We start from the raw sequence: 20,834 nt of genomic DNA, 5'->3' as shown, positions 1-20,834 counted from the left end.
AATCTGTCTGTTTTGTTATGATGCGAATTCGATTCCGATCACAATCGTATCGGATATCAGCTCGTCCGCTCGCGCCGCTATTCCTGAGAATTTGTCAGGGGAGCATTGCCGAGGCCGTCGGATCTTCACGAACCTGTATCTTTTTGGTTACCGGGTCCGTCATTACTGGTAGCAGGTTTCAAATTGTGGCAGGGGAGGTGACGGGATATGAACGGGGCAAGTGAGAAAGGCGGCGGCGCGAACGGCAAAACAGCGGGGCGTGGGATCTTTCGTCGCAACGTGGGCGGCATCGACCGGCTGGTTCGGTTTGGCGCAGGCATCGCACTGGCCTTGGTGGGATTGTTCCAGATGAGCCGGGGGCGTGGCGGCGGGCTGGCGGCCATCCTGGGAATTGTCGTTCTGGTTATGGCGGGCATCGGGATCTGCCCTCTGTACATTCCGTTCGGGATTTCAACCGCGCGGGCGAGGCGCAAGTCGACGACGGATCCGAGCCGTGCGCTTCACAACGCCGGCACCGTCGGCGATAAGTCCTAGCCCATGATCATGGATTCTGTATCGCCAACGCTCGAGCCGATTCCAATCGAGTCCGGGTTTGCCGCTCTGCGCGGCGACTTCCCCATCCTGCGGCGGACCGTACACGGGAAGCCGCTGGTGTATTTCGACAATGCCGCCACGACCCAGAAGCCGCAGGCCGTCATCGATGCCGTCGCCCGCTTTTACTCCGAGGAGAACGCAAATGTCCACCGCGGCATTCACTTTCTGAGTGAGCGCGCCACGGCGGCGTACGAATCCGCGCGCGCCAGGGTGCAGCGGTTTGTGAACGCTGAAGATCCGCGTGAAATTATATTCGTCCGGGGCGCCACGGAAGCAATCAATCTGGTCGCGCAGACCTGGGGCCGGACTTATCTGGACCCGGGGGACGAGATCATCGTTTCGACCATGGAGCACCACGCCAACATCATTCCATGGCAGATGCTGTGTAACCGAACCGGCGCCGTGTTGCGCGTCATCCCGATCACGGATAACGGGGAATTGATTCTCGACGAATACGCGCGCCTGCTCGGCCGGCGCACGAAACTGGTAAGCGTCATGCACGTATCCAACGTGCTCGGCACCATCAATCCGATCAGGGAGATTGTTGAAATCGCTCACGACGCCGGCGTCCCGGTGCTGGTCGACGGCGCCCAGGCCGTCGGGCATATGCCGGTCGACGTCCGGAGCCTGGGCGCTGATTTCTACGCCTTTTCCGCCCATAAGATGTATGGGCCGACCGGAATCGGCGCCCTGTACGGCAGGGCAAACCTGCTGGAAACCATGCCTCCATACCAGGGCGGCGGCGACATGATGCGGTCCGTAACATTCGATAAAACCGAATATGACACGTTCCCGGCGCGATTCGAAGCCGGAACTCCCCATATCGCGGGGGCCATCGGCCTCGCGACCGCGATCGATTACCTGGCGGGAATCGGATTGGATCACATTGCCGCCTATGAAGACAGTTTGCTCGAGTACGCCGGCAAGCGGCTGGCGGCAGTGGGCGGCGTGCACCTCCTGGGCAATGCCCGCTCAAAAGCGGCGATTCTGTCGTTCGTCATCGACGGTGTGCACCCCCACGATGTCGGAACCATCATGGATCATGAAGGAATCGCCATTCGCACCGGACACCATTGCTGCCAGCCGTTGTTATGCCGCCTCGGGATTGAGGTCGCATCCAGGGCATCACTGGCGCTGTACAACACCCGCGAGGAGGTCGACAGGTTCGTTGAGGTGATAGCGGACATCCGGGCTCTTTTCGGATTATAACCAGCGAGGCGCCCGAGCCGGCACATCGTTTCCGCGTGATTCCGGGTTACAATGTCCCATCGATCTCAGGAGGTGGGCATGAACTATGATGATCTCTACGCGCAGTACTACAGAAGAGTGCGGAAGTATTTGAGAGGGATCGTCGGCGATACGGAAGCGGAAGACCTCGCGCAGGAGGTGTTCATAAAAGTGGGTGTCCGCCTGGGAACCCTGAAGGACGAAGCGAGGGTGTCCTCCTGGATTTTCAAAATTGCGCTGAACACGGCCAGAGACCGGCTGAGAAAGGCGCCGATGACTGCGCCCGCCTGTAACCGCGCCTCGTCTCCAGTCGTGGAGCCGGTCGAGGAAACCGCGGAACGCCTGCCCGATTCCAGGTTGCGCACTCCCGAAGAAAATCTCGCCCGCAGTGAAATGTTTCAATGTTACTTCGATTTCGTAAAAAAACTGCCGCGGCACTACTTCGATGTATATGCGCTCAGCGAGTTCGAGGAACTCCCTGATAAAGAAATATCTGAGCGGCTTTCGCTTCCGCTCGAAACCGTGAAGATGCGTCTGCACCGCGCACGGGCAAAGCTGTACGACGAACTGCGTACTCACTGCCGCTGCTACTACAATGAGCGCGGCGAGCTTATGGGATATCCGAAATAACTTCCACCCCGGCGGCATGGATCAGGCCGGACCAGCCGAAAACTCGCGAAGCTTCGCAAACGCAGCCGACAAAGGTTTTTCCATGCGCGCAACGGTCTCCGGGCCGACATTCCGGATCAAACACTCCATCGTCTTCAAATAGGCAATGATCCGCAAGGTTTGCTCAACATCTGCTGTCGGAGTGCCCTGCTTCACCGCGCGCATCACGGCGGACTGCGCGCACGGCTCGCATCCGCATGCAATCACGATAGCCAGAGGGATGAGATGGTGCAGGCTCGGCTGCGGCGTCGCTGCCGCCGGCATTGATCCCCGCCTATGCCGCAAAGATCCGGCAGGAGCATTTTCCTGGCATTCCTGTTTTGAACTCATGCCTGTCCTCCTCAAATGGACATCGTGCTGTGCATTCCCACAGGAACTACACCAATATAAAGACGATCGGCCTAAAGGCTAAGATACAACGGTGCCATCCTACGGCGACGACCGGACCCGGTTCCACTCTCATGTTCACTGTCTCGCTGCCGACGGGCTCTTTGCGCCCGACGGCTCCTCTTTCCCGATTCCCAAGCCGGAACCGGCCCAGATCAGGCTGCGGTTTCGGCACCGCCTGGGGAGAGGTCTGCAGTTTATGACCTTGTTGCACGCAATTTTGCAGATAACCATTAATCCTGAACGGAGGTCCATTCAAGACCTTCCGGTCCGGGAAAGACCTTAAAACACCAAGCGACGCCGTGTTTTAGATCCAAGTGGGCATTGGCATGGGGCAGAATTGCCTAAGTAGTTTCTGTTCAATCTGTTGCCGTCTCAGTCCCGTCAGTCCCAGATGCACAGATGCAACAGACTTTCTGAACAAAACGTAAACTATATGCATCTGAGTATTTGACTTGGGATAAGATCAAAATACGAAGCTCAGTTCATAAGGGAACCTGGTCGTGCGAATTCACTTCTTCAGCTATCCCCTGCGCCTGATCCCGATGATCTTCCTTTGTGTGACGCCATCCATTTTTTATTCCCAGGAGAAATCGCAGCAGGCGCCGCGCAAGCAGACAGCCGGTGACGGCACCATCCGGATCGATGTGGGCCTGGTGCAAACAGATGTCATGGTTTTTGACCGCCAGGGACGGTTTGTCGACAAACTTACTCCGGATCAATTTGAGTTACGTGTCGATGGTAAGCCGCAAAGAATCGATTTCTTTGATCTGATCTCCGAAGGAGAGCCCGCACGAAAGGACGCCGGCGGCAGACTCGTGGCTCCGTTCACGCCGCCCGGGCGCGCTCAGGATTCGGGCTCGGAGCTGGGGCGCACGCTTCTGTTCTTTCTCGACGATTGGCACCTTTCTGCAGACAGTCTCATGCGTACGCGTTCTGCGCTGGGCAACCTCATCGATAATGCCATGGGGCCCAACGACCGGGCCGCCATTTTCGCCGCCTCGCGGCAACTGGGATTTCTGCAGCAACTGACCGACAACAAGACCGTCCTGAAACAGGCGCTGACGCGACTGAGGTTCACCAACGAATGCGTCGAGGATCTCCAGCGGCCGCCCATGAATGAAGCTCAAGCCGTAGCGATCGAACAGAAGGACCCGGATGTTCTCGGCTATTTCGTGGATGCGACTATGAAGGTAGAGGGCCTTAACAGAGAGATGGCCACCCAGATCGTGCTACAGAGAGCGTCATCCCTGGCTCACCTCTCCTCGCAGGTAACGACAAATTCGCTCGCAGTTCTGGCCGCGATCGTGCAGTCATGCGCTGCGCTGCCGGGGCGCAAGCTGTTCTTCTATTTGTCGGATGGCTTCGTCCTGCAGCCGCAAAAATCGGATATATTCTATCGCTTACGCCTTGTGTCCGAAGCGGCGGTGCGATCTGGCGTCGTGATTTACACGTTGGACACGCGCGGTCTCGTGGCATACTCGTACGCATCCTCAGGTCCCATCTACGCCGGTCTGGAGCGTCTGAGCGGCTTGAACGAAGTGTTCGCGAACCAGGACGGGCTCAACGCGCTGGCTTCCGATACCGGCGGGCGTTTCCTGAAAAACACCAATGCTCTGGATGCCGCCATTGTTCAGAGTCTGGGGGAAGCTTCCCGATACTACCTTCTGGGATGGCACATAGATCCGAGGTTATTGCAGCCGGGCCAATACAGCTCCGTCCGTGTCGTGCTCAGAGGGCGGCCGGACCTCAGACTGCAGGCACGACAGACCAAAATGGATCTCTCGCGGCTGATTGCCAAACCACCGGCTCGTATTGAACGACCGAAACCGGATCCCAAAGAAAAGAGCGCAATCGTAAAGGCCATCGAATTTCCATGGCCGATCGATACTTTGCCTACGCATCTCTACGCGGGATACATCCGCGATCCCGCCAAGGGGCATCTGGTCAACATTTCGATGCAGGCCGATCTGGAATGGCCACCAGCCGAGGCGGGCGCTCGAGCAAACCAGCCCGTCGAAGTGATGGCGGTAGTGGCCAACAGGGATGGTAAAGCAATCATTACCTTGAAAGACAGCATCTCCGAGCCCGGCAAATCTGCATCGCCGTCAAAGCCGGGGACCAAGCCTTTCACCCACAACTGGGTGGTTCCCCTCGATCCCGGAATCTACCAGGTGCGCGTGGCTGCGCACGATCCGAACACCGGTCTGACCGGCAGCGACCATCAATGGATAGACCTGCCTCGCGTGGACGCTTCCCAGCCTGTCAGGAAAATTCAATTGGGGAGCATTTTTGTGCGTGCACGGCGTGAGGGCGATCCGGTTGCAGAGATTTCTGCTGACTCCTTCGACCTGTTTGCCGCAGAACGGCGCTTTACGACCGATTCGAGGCTGCTGTTCGTGGCTCAGATGTATAACGAGGCAAGCTACCCTGTGAACCTGGAGTTTAAGATTTACCTTGGAAACCGGATCGTGATGCGGAATTCGGCGACCATTGAGAAGCCAGCGGCTCCAACCGCCGACTTCAGCCAGATCAAGGGAGACCTGCCGCTGGCGCAGCTTGGGCCCGGCGCCTATGTTATGGAGCTTACCGTCACCGACCCATCCACACATGCCACCGCAACCAGACAGGTTTCATTCCTGGTCGCAAGCTACTAAGCCGCGGCCAGAGGCAGCCCCTGCGGTGGCAACGGAAGATCGTCACACAGCCGCAGATGTTGCCGCCCGCTGAAGATCGTAAGCCTGATTGACGCGCCCAGTGTTGTTGAGAGAATCCTGTGTCACCTCAAGCTCTGGAACCGACCTGAGCGGCCGCCCCCTGCTTCGGCGCGGGGCGCGGTACATTATGATGTCGATGGGGAAATCCCTGTCTAAGGGGTACCGTCCGGTCGCAAAACCGTCTGCCGCGAAATGACATAAGATCGGGGACAGGCTTGAATGGCGTTTAAATGTCGATGGGGAAATCCCTGTCTGAGGGGTACCGTCCGGTCGCAAAACCGTCTGCCGCGAAATGATGGAAGATCGGGGACAGGCTTGAATGGCGTTTAGATAAGGGTGATTTGAATCGTCTTGAGCGCACCAGGAGCAAGGGCTTAAGCCCCAAAAGGGGTGTCCGCAGTCCGCAGCCCAGGGCGTGAGCCCTGGGAATGGAGAGCCATTAACAAAGAGAGCCCTGTAAGGGCGATGCCAGGTCCTTGTAATCGGGGCATTGCAGGCGTTCCTGCATCGCCCTTACAGGGCTCATCCATCATTTGCGTCTTATCCCAGGGCTTGCGCCCTGGGCTGAAAACTACGGCCGCCCTTTCAGGGCTTGCGGCCGCCAACAGCTTCGGAGCTTGTAACAACCGATGGGTCGCCGGAATGGCTGAGCCCGCCAGGGTCGCACCCTATTTCCTTAATTAGGCGCCATTCGCGCCTGTCCGCGAACCTCAGCCTCGAATTTATTGGCCTGTGCTGTAACCGATGGCGATGCTGTACTTGGTCACCGAATTGCTGATGAATTCATTGAAATTCCTCACCCAGTGATAATCAAAGGTAGGGCGCAGGAAGATGTGCTCCTTTATATAAATCCGCAACCCGGCTTCGGCATGCAACTGCAAGTGGTTGATGCTTCCGGCAAAATTGCTGTACCTTCCGGTGTAGTAATCATAGTATTGCGTGCCGCCGTAAAACCGCATATTCACGCCCCCAAGGCCTCCCTGGAATTCCGGCATGATGCGCTTTGTGCCGAGACTTGGCGTCCAGATTCCGTTGAAATCGTAAAAGATCGGCCGGTACCCCGTGTTGGCGTAGTCGCCTTGGGCGAAGCGGAAAGATACTTCTCCGCCGACACCAAAACCCGGTTTGATCACCAAGCCGGCCCCCAGTGTGCCGAAGACGCCGCCCATCGCGGTTGTCAGCATGGGATTCCCTGTGCCGAGAAGGTCGACCAGCTGGTTGGTTGAGCCGTCGCGCGCTGTCCCCATGCCGAAATAGGCATCAAGGCCCTGCGCATGCGCAAGTGGAGTGCAGAAAAACAACACAGATGCCAATACGATCGTGGATCGAAGTATTTTCAAGGTGTTTCTCTCCTTAGCAATAACTACACCGCTATCATGGACCGTCTCCCTACTTAAGACAACGATTAATCCCGTTCGTCTCCTTAGGATCTTCCGAGTTGCCCGGCCAACATTGACAAGGAGCCTCCATCCTGTAGTCCGCCCAAAACTGGGCCGATTCGTTTCTGCGGGACCGCCGCGCGCACTTGGAGCTGCTGCACTCAAATCCGCCACGGAACTGCTCTCGTTACATCGCCCGTGGCTGATACCTTGGGAGGATTGAGGTGGAAACCGCTGCGTTTTCCTGCCAACAGTCAACACTGCGATGAGGCGTATCACGATGAGAGCAAGAAACGCGAGATGCTTTCTCCATTTCAATGAGAGAACAGGTCGCATTCATGATCTCCGTGCTTAGGTGGCAGGCTCAGATCATGGCACATACACGCTGAAAGCGCCTGATAATACCGAACCTTCTGCCAGAAATGGGCCCAAATCCTGTATCCTGCATCATCGTCTTGGATTATGATCGCTTGCAGCGGCCGGGAGACGGCGCAAGTTGACATAAATTATCAGAAGCTCGAAACGCCGATTTCCAAAGCAGGATGCAGCTTATTCGACCTATCCGCCAACGGACCAGCGGGCACCGATCTTGAAGGCTTGCTTGCAGCGAGCACCGGGGGCTCGACCCCACGTCCCGTGAACAAGGATGCGCCCCTCGCGGAATTCGAAAAGATCGCGACGGCATTTCCGGTTTTCCGCGTCGCTGCACAAGGTTAGACGAACGGACTCCGACGACCATTCTTCTCTGAACATGTGCAAACGTCTAGCGTTTACCCTTCTCAAAATTAATTTGACGGTTCGGCGAACAAACAACAGAGCAGCCCACACATACTCAATGACATGAGCGAACACACGGATCGAGAGTTGGTGGAACTGGCCCGAAAGGGCGATGGAACCGCGATTGGCGAGCTATTTTCGCGGTACTGGCGTGCGGCGCGCGCTTCGGCATTTGGAGTGACCGCAGAATTCGCAGCCGCCGAGGACGCAGCCGCCGAGGCGTTCCGCCAGGCGTTGGCCGGCTTGGATTCACTGCGAGATACGGATCGGTTCGGAGCCTGGCTACGGACGATCGTTGTGCGCAACGCCCGGCTGGGACTCCAGAGCGACCGTCGCATCGTGGGCGCTTTGCCCGTAGACCTGTTCGATCAAAACGAGCGACAGGACGACGCACTGGAGCGGCTGGAGCTGGGGGCCTTGATCCAACGAGCAATGGGGCAGCTGCCGGATCGATTGCGTGAGGCCATGGCGCTCTTCTACTTCGAAGGTTACGACTCGGACGCCGCCGCTCGATTCCTCGACATTCCAGCCGGCACGTTACGACGTCGATTACACGACGGCCGGAGGCAGCTCCGCAGCACCGTCGAACAAATTCTGCAGGGGAGCAAGCGAATGAACGAGGAACGAGAACACCAAATCCAAAGATTCAAGAATTTAATCGACAATGGAGAGATCTACCAGGCCCTTCGGGAGTCCCTGGCGCTTCGTCCCCCACCGAAGGAGTTAATCGGTCTGTTCATTCAGCGCCAAATGGCGTCAGCAAGTAAGTCGCAAACCGTGAATGGCGGCATGGCCCCCCGAGAGTTCGTTCGCAAGACAGCCGAGCGATTTGCGCGTCCTTCCGACCGAGCATCAGACCCGAATCATCCCGTAGGCTCGATAGCGACTGCAATTCGGAAAGTGTTGCCGGATTTTCAAGACTGGCCGCTCAACGTCGGCGAGGCTGCGGCGCGTTTCTTGACGTTCACGGGTGAACATCGCGACCGTCTGCAAGCTGTCTTGCCGCCCGGTTTTGCCGAAGGACGCCCGGGAGCCTTCCTTCGTGCGACTCGCGCATTTCTGCATCTGAGGGATAACGAGCCCGGGCAGAGTATCTACCAACTCTTGCAAGGCAGCACGGACGAACAGACTTTTCGAACGGCGAGGAAGGACATCCGGATCAGCGACGCGCTCGATTTGACTTGGATGGTTGCCGGTTCTCTTGAATTACGATCGGTCCAGGAAATGCTGGAGCGCTTGAGTTCCGCGATTTTGCCGGGAGCGCAGGTTCGATTCTCAACTTACGACGAGCCGCGCTACCGTTCTGCGTTACAACTTCAAATTGGCGACGTTTCTATGCGCGCCGCACACGGTGGCGTGCTCGCAGACTGGCCCGGTCGCCCGCAAGGCGTCGACGCTGCGCATCTGCGCATTTTTCTGGAACCGTGGGCTACGGTTCAATCGGGTCATGCCGTGGAGTTCGACCGGTTGCGCGACCTGAGCGGATCGCACGAGTGCTAGCGTTTATCGACGACGATCACGCCACCCTTGAGCACCAATTTAGTCTTCAGCATGTTCCAATAGCCCTCCGGCAGATTGCCATCCAGAAGAATGAGGTCGGCGATTTTGCCCTGCTCCAGCGTTCCGAGTTGGTCGCTCATCTGCGTGTAGGACGCCGTATTAGGCCCCATCGTTTTGATGATGTCCTGCATTGAGAACATCGGATTGAGGGTCTTTAGCTCCTGGTCCAGCCCGGCCTTTGGGTCATAGGTAGTATCGGTGCAGCAGCCCAGAATTGCGCCCGCATCCCAGGCGGTACGCGCATTCACCGGCATATATCCAGCTTCCTTACCGAGGCGGACCCCGTCGACGATGGATTCGGGCCACGGCTTACCGTCACGGAACCGCGCGATGTTGTCATTCGCAAACACTCCGAAAACGGGCGTGCCCAAGCCAACCGTTCCCAAAATCTTCGTGCCCAACGCAGCCAGTTTCTTGGCGTCTTCCTTGCTCATCCAGTCTTTGTTGGGGAGGTGCACCAGCAGAGGCACACCGGCATCGATGGCGGCTACCATGGCCCGGGAACTCACGGCATGAACTTGGACGATAACGCCGGCTTTCTTCGCCTCGTCGACCACGGCTCTGCGGACTTCCAATTCTTTTTCGCTTGGCCCTGGGACAGGGGTCAGGGCGATCTCGCCCGTAAACTTGATTCCCATGCCGGCCATCTTCCGTATCTCGGCGCGGGCCGTTTCCGGGGTGCTATTGTTAAGCCTCAGTGACCCGGACGGGATGATGCGTGGCCCGTTGATGAGGCCTTTCTCGATGTGATCCCTGAGCGTGATGTTTCCATCTGCCGGACCGCCTCCGGACAGGATGGTCGTGTAGCCCGCTTCGAGAAGCGCCTGCATCTGCTCCTTCTCGTTGGGTCCGGTATTGATGTGCCGGTGTGCCTCGATGAACCCTGCCATGGCAGTCATGCCTTTGGCATCGATGGTGCGTCCACTCGTGGCGGACGGCGCGCCGGATGTCACGGAGACGGATTTTTCTTTGGGAAGTGCTCGAAACAGCTAGCTGCCTTCCAAGCCCCCGCCTATTTCCCCTGCGGTATTGGGAAGATATTCAGACGAATTTCTTGGCTGACACGTATCTATCCCGCAGACAGAGAGACGCCCTACCCATAGATATGAAATTCTCGACACTCCCCATAGGTCCTGATCTGCGAAACGTGCGCCGGCGGCCGGCTGCCGACGCCACATTTCCTCGAACGCCGTATCTGGACCGCGATCCCTCTTGTCTGATTGGCCGAGTAGGAAGCTGGAGCGCCCCGATTGGCAGGCTTAGATGCTAAAGAGGCAGGCTATTTGGACTGTCCGTCGAAAGGCAGGCAATGTAAAATATTTATTCCCAATAGTTTGTCTTGGCTAAAGCACCTGTCAGATCTACCGCCACCAAGAGGAGAAGAAAATGAAAGAATCAAAAACAGCACAGACCATGAACACCTCAGACAGAACCATCGGCGAGATCGTCGCCGATGATTACCGAAGCGCAAAAGTCTTCGAAAACCACGGAATCGACTTTTGCTGCGGGGGCAATGTTGCCCTCGCGGCAATCTGCGCCCAGAAAGGGATCGATCTTGCCGCGATCACAGGGGAACTCGAGAGGGTAAAGAGTGAACCGGTCGAGCGGAGTCAGAATTATGTTTCGTGGGAGATGCCGTTTCTGGCCGACTACATCATCAACGCCCACCATACCTATCTCAAAGAGAATACCGGGCAGATCGCTGCCTACACCCATAAAATCGCTGCTGCCCACGGTGCTCACCATCCAGAAGTAATCGAGATCGCCACGATCTTTGACAAGGTTGCAGGCGATTTGGCGATCCATCTACGCGAAGAGGAGGAGGTTCTCTTTCCAGCCATCAAACGGGCCGATGCGACGAGAAAGACAGGCACAGCACCGGAAGCGAAAGACATCGAAACGATCAAGAACTCACTCAATAAGCTCGGTCATGAGCACGAGGAGATCGGCGCTGCGATTCATACGATCCGCCATCTCGCAAAGGAATATGCTATACTAGGTGATGTCTGCAATACCTTCGTGGTCACTTACCAGAAACTCAAGGAGTTCGAGGATGACCTCCACAAGCACGTACACCTTGAAAATAACATCCTCTTCCCCAAGGCTGCACAGCTATAGAAGGAGACATCGGGCAAACAAGTATAGGACAGGCAAAAGAAGAGAACCTGCTGTTTCCAACCTTGGCCCATAAGGGCATCCCAATGCAAGGCTGCCCGGTGGGAGCGCTGACTGCCGAGCACACGCTCGGCCGGGTGCTCGTGAAAGAATTAGCAGAAGCAGCAGAAGCCTGCCAAAGCGGTGAGCCTGCTGCCAAGGGGGCAGTGGTCAAGAGTCTAAGAGGAATTGCCGCGCTGTATCCCAACCACATCTGGAAAGAGGATTACCTGCTGTTCCCGATGACCGAAAAAGTCCTGAGTATGGAGGAGCAGCAGAGTCTGTACCAGCAGTTCCAGCTAGTGGAGGAGCGAGTAGGCCGCGATGCGCATCACCGCCTGGAGCAATTCGCCGAGCGGCTTTCCGCCAGCACCCAGGCTGGATAGACGATCTGCTTTGGTCCAGCGCGTACCCGAAAGCATAGTTCTATAAGACGGGCTCCTAGCCTGGGACCCGCATTCTGCGGCCGTAAATGATTTTAGTTTGAAAATTAGCACCAAATCGCAGGCTGTAAACGAGCACGCCGGTGCTGGAGAATTTCGGGAGGAGGCACGTCATAAGTAACAACCGCTATTCTCGGAAACATCGCTGAGCAGGTGCGCTTTTGCTTCGATAGAGCCGTGCGATTGTTTTCTCTCCCGTCGCAGGGTCTGGCACGACTACCATAATGTCAGTGATCGGCTTGGCCGCCAATCCCGGCACGGATGTGCTGCCAACGTGCTCAACCGCTACATCCCGTCCATCGAGTGCCTCTAGAATGCGCGCCTTTTCTTCTGCGAACAGTTCCGCCTCGTTGTCGATGCGGGCTGCGGAACCGGCCGTCAGACGCTGGCGCTCGCCGCGGAACTGCGAACGCTGATTCACGCAGTCGATTCGTGCGGTGCATTCCTGGACGACCTGCTGAGGCGCGCGAAGCTGATGGGATTCGACGGTTTCGTACAAACGCGCTGTATGGACATGACAGATATCCCGAAGATCTTTCGGCAGATCGATCTGCTCTGGTCCGAAGCTGCGGTTTACAGCATTGGCTTTTCCAACGCGCTGAGGACTTGGGCGTCGGCGATGAGTCCAGGCGGATTCGCGGCGGTCAGCGAGCTGTCATGGCTGCGCGACGAAGTTCCCGAACCGGTAAAGAAATTCTTCGATTCCTGCTACCCGGTAATGCAATCTGTTCAGCAGAACATCAGGCTTGCTGAAAATTTGGGCTACAAGATGCTTGCGACATATACGCTTCCCTCCGAAGCTTGGGTAGACGGCAGCTACGACATTCTCGGGCCGCGGGCGAGATCGCTTGCCAGCCACCCTGATGCTTTCGTCAGGGACTCTGCCGCGGAGACCGTAAGAGAGATTGAAATCTTCGAGTCTTCCGAGGATAGTTATGGGTACGTTTTTTATCTGCTTCAGCACCCCTGAGTCGCAACAGTATCGTTCGGTGCAGCGCACTGCCTGGGGAATCGGGGTCGGGCCACGGCCATTGACTTGCTTGGCAGTGGCTAGGATTGGTCACATTTTCACCACCTGGTGCTTCTTGATCCAATCCGGATCCAGATCCACACCGAATCCCGGACCCGTGGGGACCTTTATCTTGCCATCGACTACCTGCAGGCGTGATGTCTTGCATTCAAACGGCACGTTGGTCCGCAATCCCTTGAATTCGTGATGAAGGCCGGCGTTGGGAACAGCGGAAACCAATTGAATGTTGTAGACGTATCCCAAACCGCCGCCGGACATGTGCGGCACAAAGCTCTTCCCAAACGCATGCGCCATGCGCGCCACTTTCATCGACCGGATCATTCCTCCGAAGTAATAATTGTCGGGCTGCACGATCTCGATACCTTCGTTGGCAATCAGCCAGCGAAAACCGTAAAAGCTGTAGTCCTGCTCGCCGTTGGCAATTGGTATCATGAGCGCGTCGGCGACCTGTTTGATCTCATCGACGTGGTCGAACATGACAGGCTCTTCGAAGTATACGTACTTATGCTCTTCCAGCAGCTTGCCGACGCGGATGGCTTCAGCCACGGAATAGAAACTGTTTGAATCGGCATAGAGAGCCATGTCGTCGCCGAACGTCTTGCGCACGAGCGGAATCATTCTTTCTGTCCTGCCCGGAGGTCCCGCGGCGTACATGTCGGTAGTCATGAACATGAGACCGCCGACCTTGATTTTCAGCGCGTGCACATCATATTCCGCCACCGCTTTTTTTATGAGTTCGATGGATTCTTCCACGGGTTTCTCACGCCATTCGGTGGCTACGTACACCCCGACCGACGTATTGTGGATTTTGCCGATCAACTGGCCGACGGGCTTGTTGGCGATACGCCCGAGCAGGTCGAGAATCGCAAATTCGATGGTGGCAAGAGGGAGCCCGAGAGCCATGCCGTTATATCTGAAATTGAAGCCGAAGATATAAACCTTGTCCAGGATCAGATCCAGCTCGCGCGCGTCTTTCCCGATAAAAAAAGGCTGTAGGTTGTCGAGGAAAATCGGAAAGAGCGTGCGCATCGCGCTGTGACCGACGGAAATGCCCTCCGCCCCGTCACGGGACCGCACCCGGCACAAGAAACTGTTGTCCAAACGCAGCAATTCGAGCTTCTCGATGATTACCGGTGCTGCGAACAACTCCTTTTTCAGCACCGGCTGTTTCAGTATTTCATCAAGCCTGGCATAACGGGAACTCAGGGCCGGCGAAGCAGCCACGGGCGGGGCGGCATGCGGATCGGCGGCTCGAACGCCGCGAGAGCAAAGCGGCGTGAAGGCAAGGCTTGCACCGGCGGCAGTTGAAATGAACTTGCGACGATTGGTTTTCATGACTCAGATCTCCCTCAATCCGCGGTTCAGTATGTATGACAAGGTACACTGGCGAGGCGCCCGCACGACGATACAGCGCGATCTCGAGTCCTTCAGGATACTCCTGGCCGGACCATGGGCTCGACCAAGCTTCCGCTTTCCTGAAACATGTGCGATTATGAACGTACTTTCTCCGCCGCGTTCTGCCCAAATGGCAACGCGAGAACCGGATGCGAACGTACTTTGCGACGGATTTTGGGCCTCTGTCAAGCTCGGTGACACGCGACAAACCGAGGGCGATGCCTGTCTGTTTCCAGCGGCATTTGCAGTCCGGCTTATCGATCCTATGATTTTTCCGGAGGTGAAGATCATGCGAGTGAGTCGACGCAGTGTCCTGACTGGCGTTATCGGAGCGGGGATCGCCGGCCGTGCCACCATGCTTGGAAGCAGGGAGGCGTCGAAGGCGACGGCCGCGGCGCCGGCGCTTAAGGACCTGGACAGCGCCGCAGCGGCCCCGGTCCTGAAGCTGGACGGGCTGAGGTCGCCCGTAATCATCGAGACCATAAAGCTCCTGAAGAAGGACAAGGAGTATTTCGTTCACGTGCGTGCGAAAGACGGGGCCGAAGGGATATCGCTGACGAATCCACCGCGCGCAGAGTACCTGGACCACATTCTGCAGCAGCTTGTGGCTCCGTTTTTTATCGGCAAGGACGCGCGCGATCTCGAGCGCCTCCTGCGCGAGCTCTACCGCTGGAACAGCAACTACAAGATGTACGGACTGGCGTTCTGGTGCCCGCAGGCATGGGTCGAGTTCGCAATCCTCGACATGCTGGGACGCATTACAAACAAGCCGATCGGAGCGCTGCTGGGCGCCATCGTGCGACAGGAAGTGCCATTTTACGTGGCCAGCGGCAGGAGGGATACCTCGCCGCAACAGGAGGTCGAATATCTGAAACAACTGCTGGCGCAATCGGGCGCCAGGTCGCTGAAATTTCGAGTGGGCGGACGCATGAGCGATAACGAGGATGCTATGCCCGGGCGTTCGGAGGCCCTGATCCCGCTCGTGCGCAAGACCTTCGGAAACGCCATCGACATTCATGCCGACGCCAACAGCTCCTATGATCCGCCGGAGGCCATCAGGGTCGGACGCATGCTCGAGGAGATCAAGGCCGTGCATTTTGAGGAGCCCTGCGAGTTCGATCGCTTCGATGAGACCAAAACAGTCGCGGACGCACTGACGATTCCAGTCGCCTGTGGCGAGCAGGAATTCAGCCACTGGCGCTTCCGGTGGATGATCGCAAACCGGGGCGCGGATATCGTTCAGCCCGATCTGTACTACTATGGCGGCATGATCCGCTCCATGCGGGTAGCGCGGATGGCGCAGGTCGCGAAGATGCCGGTAGCGGTCCACATTTCAGGAGGATTCGGATTTGTGTACATGCTGCACTTCGCCTCGTGCGTACCGAATCTCGGCCGCTACCAGGAGTACAAGCTGGGGACCGAGGCGTACGGCCGCTGGTTCGATCCTCCCATACAGGTGAAAGAGGGCAGGATGAGCATTCCAGCCGGTCCGGGTGTGGGAATCAAAGATGTCGCAACGATACTGAAGGGAGCGAAAGAGGTTTAGCCCGCATCATTCATGATGCGCCCGGTGCAGTTTAAACGCAGCCACGAGGAAGCAGCTCTGACCATACAGATGAATCCACTAAAATGTTTCATTGCGGTTATCAGGAAAATTTCGCGATCAATCCAGCGCTCGCTTCTCTCAGCAAATAACTTCCTATTATCACCAGGGCTGTGATCAGCAGATGCTGGAAGACAATTCTATGGGGTTTAGCTTTCTGCTCTTTCGCAATGAAGTGGCTGATGATGGAGATGACTGCCATGCCAAAAAATATTGACAAAGCGACTGCAGCTTTCACTGGAAAGAGGATCACCAGCAAAACGAAGATAGACACAACCGCAACCCTGGATACGAAATTAGTGAAGGTAGTCTTCCGGACTTCTTTGACTGATTCTTTCTGGGATTCCTGGTGAATATGAATGCCGAAGGAATCCGAGATGTTGTCCGCAATAGCGATAACCACCAAAGCAGTTGTAATACCAACCACAGGATTCGCAGTGCGGCTTAGACCTATAATCACAGCAAGACCTGTAATGACGGCAGAAGTTGCACCAAAACTAAAGTACTTGCCTTGCATAAGATAGCCTCATGCCTGCAGGAATCTGTCGATTCTCACGAGCTTCCCCCCAGGGGTTCTCATGTTCTTTTCCCCGCCCCTGGCTGGTTCGAGATGCTTCTACCTCTTTTTCTGATTCATGACAACTCCAAAGGTTTCGGCAACAGCATTTTCATTTGTTCCCGACCGTCTGAAAACGTAGTTTTTTGAAGCATCGCCGGAGAGAGCCTCAGTATCATCCACACTGCAAGCAGCGTGTGGATCTCTCATCATCCTTCCTTCCGATTTTCTTGTAAGTCCTGGCAGACGAACTCACCGTAATCGACCAGTACATGGCTTGGTCCGAAATGTGCGCCAACTGGGGATTCGAACGCTTGCATAAGGAGTAGAAAAGCGAGCCATTGATGAGATGAAGCATGCAGAGAAACTGATCGGGGGATTATCGTCCTCGAAGCATTGCCCATCGTGAGCAAACTGAATGAGATCAACATGGGAGGCGGCGTGGAAACTCAGCACAAAATCGATTGTGCTTCTGAGACAGGAGCGATAAGGGCGGACAAGGAGGGTATCCGACTTGCCGTGGAAGTAGGCGACAACGGAACGCGGGAACTACTCGACTCGATCCTGAAGGACGAGGAAGCCCACATCGACTGGTTGAAAGCGCAGCTTGATCAGATCAACCAGATGGCGATACGTGGGCGCGGTCCCTGGTATCTCGCACGGGCCAAGGCTCTCTCCATGGGGCTTTCCAATGCGTACTTCAAATCGCTCGGGCTTCCGTCATTGATCTCGGTCCGTGGACCAGGATGCGCTAATCAGCCATATCGAGACGCTGGATCAGATCCTCGCCAATTCCGCCGCAGAACCGAGATTCCAGACGGCGCTCGTGGGATCGTTCGACGCCCTCGGATTGCCTCTGGCGATCATCGGGGTCTACGGCGTGATCTCCTATTCCGTCGTCCAGCGGACGCATGAGATTGGCGTGCGGATGGCGCTGGGTGCGCAGCGGACGGACATCCTCCACATGATTCTGAGAGAAGGGATGCTGCTCGCCATTATCGGCATTGCCATCGGCATTGGAGGAGCTTTGGGATTGACACGAGTTCTGCGCAGCATGCTCTTCGAGATTGAGCCGACGGATCCGGCGACGTTTGTTGGCGTGGCGATTTTTCTGACGATCGCCGCCCTCGCTGCCTGTTACGTTCCCGCGCGGCGAGCCATGAAAGTGGACCCCATGGTGGCGCTGCGGCACGAGTAATGTCGCTCGGCTGAGGCTGCGTTGCGGCAGGCATTGCGGTTGGAGCTCTCCTCAGTTTCTGGGCCGCACATGTCGCCAGTTTGCTGCCGTTATCATTCTGGACGAACCGGCTACTCGTACATTGACCGAAATGCGGAAATGAGGTGAAGTAGGGGCTGCCCTTTGGGGCCGAGTAACGGCTCCGATTTTGCAGGTGATAGTAGAAAATAACCTGTGATTTCGGATTCCCGGAGACGCTTCACGCCAGAAGTGAGCGTCCCCGGTCGTCGTTTTACCTTTTCCTACTATTTCTTTATGGCGCCTCCCAACCCGAATTTCTTCTGGTCTGCCATCTGCCTGAGGAAATTGGGCAAATCATTCGGATTGCTTTCGAAACCGCCAAAAGCCACTCCCTCTCTCGAGGACGGGTTCGCCTGCCAAGCGAAGATAGCCCACCTTCCCTCCGGAAGGAAAGGCTTGTCCAATGAGATCCACTCGTAGAGGTCCCCGTTCCACTCGAAGCGCAGTTCCCTGTCAACACTATATCCAGCTACGACAGCACCGGGAAAGGGCCGGTAGGATAGGATCAACTGACCCGACCGGATGTTCTCAAGAGTTATGAACTGCTGTTTTGTGCCGTTCAGATCATCTACCTTGCCGACAACTCCCCCGCGAGAGACCACTTCCTTGCTATTACGTATCAACAATCCGCGGTAGGACCCAAATTGTGGCAACAGGGAGGGATATTCCTGAAGAGCGGCGAGTTCCTTAATGGTTGGCAGGAAACGGACTGCCAACCTCCTGCCGTTCGAAGCCGCTGCAAGTTCCACCATCGCTTCCTCGTAATTTCTCATGGTCAGTTTCTGGGTGGCGAGGGTGGTTCCCGCAGAATTCAGCACGGCCACGTCGAGTACGATCCCGTCCTCGTTGAGTTGCAGGAGATTGGTTTTGATGATAATCATATCCTGATCCACTCGCAATCCAACCAGACCATTGCTGCCCGCAGCCTGGGCACGGACCGACTCGACCGAATGTGCAGAAGGGCCCAAGTCCGGCTGGTTCGAAGTTGCAAGGACATTTACGCCGCCCGCCAGGATTTCGACGACCTGCGTTTTCATCTCCAGATATAGGAAGGGCTCCTGGTTCAGCAGAAGCCACGCTTTCGCTGAAGCATTGCCCCCAGCATCACCCTTGGCGCCGACAATACCGGTCTGGGCATAGGCAGAACCCGAAACCAGAACCGCCAGAATCATGATAGACAAAGCCAAATTGCGTCTTTTGTTCATGGTGTTCACCTTTCTGATGAAGGATTAAAAAATCCCCCGACGTAGATTTTCGGAGTCGGATTCAACCGGTATTTTGTATCAGTGACAATCGGAATCGACCCCTGTTCTGTCTGCAGAACGATTGCAGAGACATTTCTCGGCAGATTTGCTGAAGAGGTTGCACCACTGACGGATTGATTGGGGATGGCCGCCGTTACTTTCGGGGCAGTTTGATCCAGTGCGGCAACATCTTGGCCGGCGTGAAGTGGCGCCGGGCGAGGTGCGCGCAGGGCCGAAACGGTCGCGATCAGCAAGAGAACAATGAACGTCAGAGCGACAGGGATCGGCACTGGAATTTTGGCGGTGAAGATTCGTTTCCATAACGAAGTACGCTTGAGCCGATTGCGGTACGCTGCGCACAAACGTGCGTCGAGCGATTCCGGCGCGCCGGGCGCCTGCCATGCCTGCAGAACCGATCGAAGCTCTTCATCATGGGCGACTCCGGATTTCCCGGGAGAAGGTTCTACAAAGTCACCATTCTGTCTTAGTTCATCATTCATGGTTCGATTTCCCCCTGCGCCTACCTGCACCTCCGTTAAAATAAGGGGCGAGTTCGCGCCTGAGCCATTCCCGGCCCCGATGCAGCCTCGATTTAATCGTCCCGGCATGAGTCTTCAGAATTGCCGCAATCTCCTCAAGGCTCTGCTCCTCATATTCGAACAGCACCACGACTTCACGCTGCAACGGCGACATTTTTGAAATGGCCTTGCGCACCTCCCCGGCAATTTCCTCGCCGAGAACATGCAGCAAAGGCTCATCAGAAACGGCAGCGATTCCCGTTTCGTTTAAAGATAAGCAGGTTTCGTACCTGGAGCGGCGCAACCGTGCGCAGGCTAGATTCCGAGCAGCAGCATACAGGTAGGTTCGAAGCGACGCCTTGCGCGCATCAAATCGAGCAGGATGATTGATCAGGCTCAAAAAACAGTCGTGCGTCACATCTTCCGCCTGCTCCAAAGACCCAAGCAACCGAAATGCAAAGCGGAAAATGGCATCTTTGTGCCGATGATAGAGTTCTGGGAAGGCGTTTTCTTCGCCGCAGGACATCCGGTCTAGAAGGATCTTGTCGGAATGTTCATCGACCTGCGTCATCGGCCCCTCTTGAGTACTTCTATTATTAGCGCGAGATCGCGAAAAGATACGCGGCAAAGTGCATATTTGCTGTCAGGAGGATTTCCGGATCTTCGAAGACGGTCGCCCGCAGGAGATCCGGCATTTCATTGTCCAGAGACTTGCCGCGGCCCCTGTCGTTCCTGCCCAGACCGCGAAACCTCCGGATTTGGCCCCCCCGCCGAACTCGCGCCGCAATCGGCGCGCACTTTCCTGATCTTCATGGCGCGAGGGCGTCATCAGGCGCCCTTCAAGGCGATGGATGCCCTGATTCGATTCGTGCGCAGCGCGCTCCTGCCGCAGGATCGTGTTACTGGACCGCAAAGCAGATGGAAGCGGATTGGAATTGGGCGGCCCCGCTCCTGCTTTTCCTAAACGGAACTCCGGCCGAGCGGGAGAAAGCCCGCGCCTTCGCACTCTGGCTGGAATTCGACGATTACGCCGCCCTGAGCGCCATCGCGTACCAGGATGTACAGAGCCTCGTCAACTGCATCGAATATCTGCGCTACCAGGAAGGTGAAAAGCATCTCGTCTTCTTCACTCTTGCTTATTACCCGCAGGATGAGGCCTGGGATGGCAAATAACGGCGCATCAACTTCGGCGCTCGGCAAGAGTAGTCCACTACCGCTTTGCAGAAGTGATCCAGATTGAGAATGGTGTTTAGAGAAGACAGTCGGGAGATGGACTCAATATCATCCACGCCGAAGGCGTGAAGGGGGTTGTGGGGGGAAGTC

20 protein-coding genes and 1 pseudogene are annotated in these 20,834 nt (G+C 56.4%); 12 read left to right on the top strand and 9 right to left on the bottom strand.

Features of this window, described 5'->3' with window-relative positions; all coding sequences use genetic code 11:
• The first annotated feature begins 207 nt into the window (after nucleotides 1-207).
• The 3 genes from LAP85_07465 (at nucleotide 208) to LAP85_07455 (ending at nucleotide 2,451) form a co-directional block, all read left to right on the top strand.
• Complete coding sequence (locus tag LAP85_07465; protein ID MBZ5496226.1) at nucleotides 208-534, top strand: DUF2892 domain-containing protein; 327 nt, start codon at nucleotides 208-210, stop codon at nucleotides 532-534.
• A 9-nt stretch (nucleotides 535-543) separates the two neighbouring features.
• Nucleotides 544-1,803, top strand: coding sequence for a cysteine desulfurase (locus LAP85_07460; protein MBZ5496225.1), 1,260 nt, complete (start codon nucleotides 544-546; stop codon nucleotides 1,801-1,803).
• A 78-nt stretch (nucleotides 1,804-1,881) separates the two neighbouring features.
• Nucleotides 1,882-2,451: an RNA polymerase sigma factor gene (locus tag LAP85_07455; protein MBZ5496224.1), complete on the top strand. Its 570-nt coding sequence runs from the start codon at nucleotides 1,882-1,884 to the stop codon at nucleotides 2,449-2,451.
• A 21-nt stretch (nucleotides 2,452-2,472) separates the two neighbouring features.
• Here LAP85_07455 and LAP85_07450 read toward each other — a convergent pair whose 3' ends face one another.
• A complete protein-coding gene (locus tag LAP85_07450; GenBank protein MBZ5496223.1) occupies nucleotides 2,473-2,754 on the bottom strand; it encodes a carboxymuconolactone decarboxylase family protein in 282 nt (93 codons plus the stop codon).
• Nucleotides 2,755-3,380: 626 nt separating this feature from the next.
• Between LAP85_07450 and LAP85_07445 the strand changes: the two genes are divergently transcribed.
• Nucleotides 3,381-5,534: a VWA domain-containing protein gene (locus LAP85_07445; protein MBZ5496222.1), complete on the top strand. Its 2,154-nt coding sequence runs from the start codon at nucleotides 3,381-3,383 to the stop codon at nucleotides 5,532-5,534.
• Between the two features lie 782 nt (nucleotides 5,535-6,316).
• Here LAP85_07445 and LAP85_07440 read toward each other — a convergent pair.
• Nucleotides 6,317-6,934 carry a hypothetical protein gene (locus LAP85_07440; protein MBZ5496221.1) on the bottom strand — a complete coding sequence of 206 codons (618 nt, stop codon included), beginning with the start codon at nucleotides 6,932-6,934 and terminating at the stop codon, nucleotides 6,317-6,319.
• 879 nt (nucleotides 6,935-7,813) lie between these two features.
• Between LAP85_07440 and LAP85_07435 the strand changes: the two genes are divergently transcribed.
• The gene (locus tag LAP85_07435) at nucleotides 7,814-9,250 is read left to right on the top strand and encodes a sigma-70 family RNA polymerase sigma factor (protein ID MBZ5496220.1); all 1,437 of its coding nucleotides are present in this window, start codon (nucleotides 7,814-7,816) and stop codon (nucleotides 9,248-9,250) included.
• Here LAP85_07435 and LAP85_07430 read toward each other — a convergent pair.
• The gene (locus tag LAP85_07430; protein ID MBZ5496219.1) at nucleotides 9,247-10,263 is read right to left on the bottom strand and encodes an amidohydrolase family protein; all 1,017 of its coding nucleotides are present in this window, start codon (nucleotides 10,261-10,263) and stop codon (nucleotides 9,247-9,249) included. The two genes, LAP85_07435 and LAP85_07430, sit on opposite strands and share 4 nt — an antisense overlap.
• A 433-nt stretch (nucleotides 10,264-10,696) precedes the next feature.
• On the opposite strand from LAP85_07430, the gene ric reads away from it, so the two are divergent.
• Nucleotides 10,697-11,428, top strand: coding sequence for an iron-sulfur cluster repair di-iron protein (gene ric / locus LAP85_07425; GenBank protein ID MBZ5496218.1), 732 nt, complete (start codon nucleotides 10,697-10,699; stop codon nucleotides 11,426-11,428).
• Nucleotides 11,425-11,850, top strand: coding sequence for a hemerythrin domain-containing protein (locus LAP85_07420; GenBank protein ID MBZ5496217.1), 426 nt, complete (start codon nucleotides 11,425-11,427; stop codon nucleotides 11,848-11,850). Before ric ends, LAP85_07420 begins: the two co-directional genes overlap by 4 nt.
• Nucleotides 11,851-12,034: 184 nt before the next feature.
• On the opposite strand, the gene LAP85_07415 is transcribed toward LAP85_07420, so the two are convergent.
• The gene (locus LAP85_07415; protein MBZ5496216.1) at nucleotides 12,035-12,337 is read right to left on the bottom strand and encodes a GrpB family protein; all 303 of its coding nucleotides are present in this window, start codon (nucleotides 12,335-12,337) and stop codon (nucleotides 12,035-12,037) included.
• Between LAP85_07415 and LAP85_07410 the strand changes: the two genes are divergently transcribed.
• Complete coding sequence (locus LAP85_07410) at nucleotides 12,293-12,877, top strand: class I SAM-dependent methyltransferase (GenBank protein MBZ5496215.1); 585 nt, start codon at nucleotides 12,293-12,295, stop codon at nucleotides 12,875-12,877. The two genes, LAP85_07415 and LAP85_07410, sit on opposite strands and share 45 nt — an antisense overlap.
• A gap of 90 nt (nucleotides 12,878-12,967) precedes the next feature.
• On the opposite strand, the gene LAP85_07405 is transcribed toward LAP85_07410, so the two are convergent.
• Nucleotides 12,968-14,272 (bottom strand): mandelate racemase/muconate lactonizing enzyme family protein, encoded by a 1,305-nt coding sequence (locus LAP85_07405; protein ID MBZ5496214.1) that lies wholly within the window; start codon nucleotides 14,270-14,272, stop codon nucleotides 12,968-12,970.
• 349 nt (nucleotides 14,273-14,621) lie between these two features.
• Between LAP85_07405 and LAP85_07400 the strand changes: the two genes are divergently transcribed.
• Nucleotides 14,622-15,878: a mandelate racemase/muconate lactonizing enzyme family protein gene (locus LAP85_07400; GenBank protein MBZ5496213.1), complete on the top strand. Its 1,257-nt coding sequence runs from the start codon at nucleotides 14,622-14,624 to the stop codon at nucleotides 15,876-15,878.
• Between the two features lie 100 nt (nucleotides 15,879-15,978).
• Here the strand turns inward: LAP85_07400 and LAP85_07395 are convergent, their stop codons facing one another.
• A complete protein-coding gene (locus tag LAP85_07395) occupies nucleotides 15,979-16,452 on the bottom strand; it encodes a hypothetical protein (GenBank protein ID MBZ5496212.1) in 474 nt (157 codons plus the stop codon).
• A gap of 311 nt (nucleotides 16,453-16,763) precedes the next feature.
• Here LAP85_07395 and LAP85_07390 point away from each other — a divergent pair.
• Together LAP85_07390 and LAP85_07385 are read left to right on the top strand one after the other, a co-directional pair.
• A pseudogene (locus tag LAP85_07390) lies at nucleotides 16,764-17,406 on the top strand (hypothetical protein).
• 7 nt (nucleotides 17,407-17,413) lie between these two features.
• On the top strand, nucleotides 17,414-17,689 hold the full coding sequence (locus LAP85_07385) for an FtsX-like permease family protein (protein ID MBZ5496211.1): 276 nt from the start codon (nucleotides 17,414-17,416) through the stop codon (nucleotides 17,687-17,689).
• Nucleotides 17,690-17,973: 284 nt separating this feature from the next.
• On the opposite strand, the gene LAP85_07380 is transcribed toward LAP85_07385, so the two are convergent.
• The 3 genes from LAP85_07380 to LAP85_07370 are packed head-to-tail and all read right to left on the bottom strand — an operon-like array spanning nucleotide 17,974 to nucleotide 20,082.
• The gene (locus LAP85_07380; protein ID MBZ5496210.1) at nucleotides 17,974-18,954 is read right to left on the bottom strand and encodes a hypothetical protein; all 981 of its coding nucleotides are present in this window, start codon (nucleotides 18,952-18,954) and stop codon (nucleotides 17,974-17,976) included.
• 5 nt (nucleotides 18,955-18,959) lie between these two features.
• Nucleotides 18,960-19,493, bottom strand: coding sequence for a hypothetical protein (locus LAP85_07375; GenBank protein ID MBZ5496209.1), 534 nt, complete (start codon nucleotides 19,491-19,493; stop codon nucleotides 18,960-18,962).
• The gene (locus tag LAP85_07370; protein ID MBZ5496208.1) at nucleotides 19,486-20,082 is read right to left on the bottom strand and encodes an RNA polymerase sigma factor; all 597 of its coding nucleotides are present in this window, start codon (nucleotides 20,080-20,082) and stop codon (nucleotides 19,486-19,488) included. Before LAP85_07370 ends, LAP85_07375 begins: the two co-directional genes overlap by 8 nt.
• A gap of 347 nt (nucleotides 20,083-20,429) precedes the next feature.
• Here LAP85_07370 and LAP85_07365 point away from each other — a divergent pair, with 347 nt between their 5' ends.
• Nucleotides 20,430-20,684 carry a hypothetical protein gene (locus LAP85_07365; GenBank protein ID MBZ5496207.1) on the top strand — a complete coding sequence of 85 codons (255 nt, stop codon included), beginning with the start codon at nucleotides 20,430-20,432 and terminating at the stop codon, nucleotides 20,682-20,684.
• Nucleotides 20,685-20,834: the final 150 nt, after the last annotated feature.

It is taken from the genome of Terriglobia bacterium, from assembly GCA_020072565.1.
GTDB lineage: Bacteria > Acidobacteriota > UBA6911 > UBA6911 > UBA6911 > JAFNAG01.
The sequence above is the reverse complement of the archived record's forward strand: the minus strand, read 5'-3'. Positions and strand labels throughout refer to the sequence as shown.

Coding starts and splice junctions, on each gene's coding strand:
- LAP85_07365 (MBZ5496207.1), top strand. CDS start 20,430: ATGGAAGCGGATTGGAATTGGGCGGCCCCGCTCCTGCTTTTCCTAAAC.
- ric (MBZ5496218.1), top strand. CDS start 10,697: ATGAAAGAATCAAAAACAGCACAGACCATGAACACCTCAGACAGAACC.
- LAP85_07370 (MBZ5496208.1), bottom strand. CDS start 20,082: ATGACGCAGGTCGATGAACATTCCGACAAGATCCTTCTAGACCGGATG.
- LAP85_07455 (MBZ5496224.1), top strand. CDS start 1,882: ATGAACTATGATGATCTCTACGCGCAGTACTACAGAAGAGTGCGGAAG.
- LAP85_07465 (MBZ5496226.1), top strand. CDS start 208: ATGAACGGGGCAAGTGAGAAAGGCGGCGGCGCGAACGGCAAAACAGCG.
- LAP85_07380 (MBZ5496210.1), bottom strand. CDS start 18,954: ATGAACAAAAGACGCAATTTGGCTTTGTCTATCATGATTCTGGCGGTT.
- LAP85_07400 (MBZ5496213.1), top strand. CDS start 14,622: ATGCGAGTGAGTCGACGCAGTGTCCTGACTGGCGTTATCGGAGCGGGG.
- LAP85_07395 (MBZ5496212.1), bottom strand. CDS start 16,452: ATGCAAGGCAAGTACTTTAGTTTTGGTGCAACTTCTGCCGTCATTACA.
- LAP85_07405 (MBZ5496214.1), bottom strand. CDS start 14,272: ATGAAAACCAATCGTCGCAAGTTCATTTCAACTGCCGCCGGTGCAAGC.
- LAP85_07460 (MBZ5496225.1), top strand. CDS start 544: ATGGATTCTGTATCGCCAACGCTCGAGCCGATTCCAATCGAGTCCGGG.
- LAP85_07375 (MBZ5496209.1), bottom strand. CDS start 19,493: ATGAATGATGAACTAAGACAGAATGGTGACTTTGTAGAACCTTCTCCC.
- LAP85_07450 (MBZ5496223.1), bottom strand. CDS start 2,754: ATGCCGGCGGCAGCGACGCCGCAGCCGAGCCTGCACCATCTCATCCCT.
- LAP85_07435 (MBZ5496220.1), top strand. CDS start 7,814: ATGAGCGAACACACGGATCGAGAGTTGGTGGAACTGGCCCGAAAGGGC.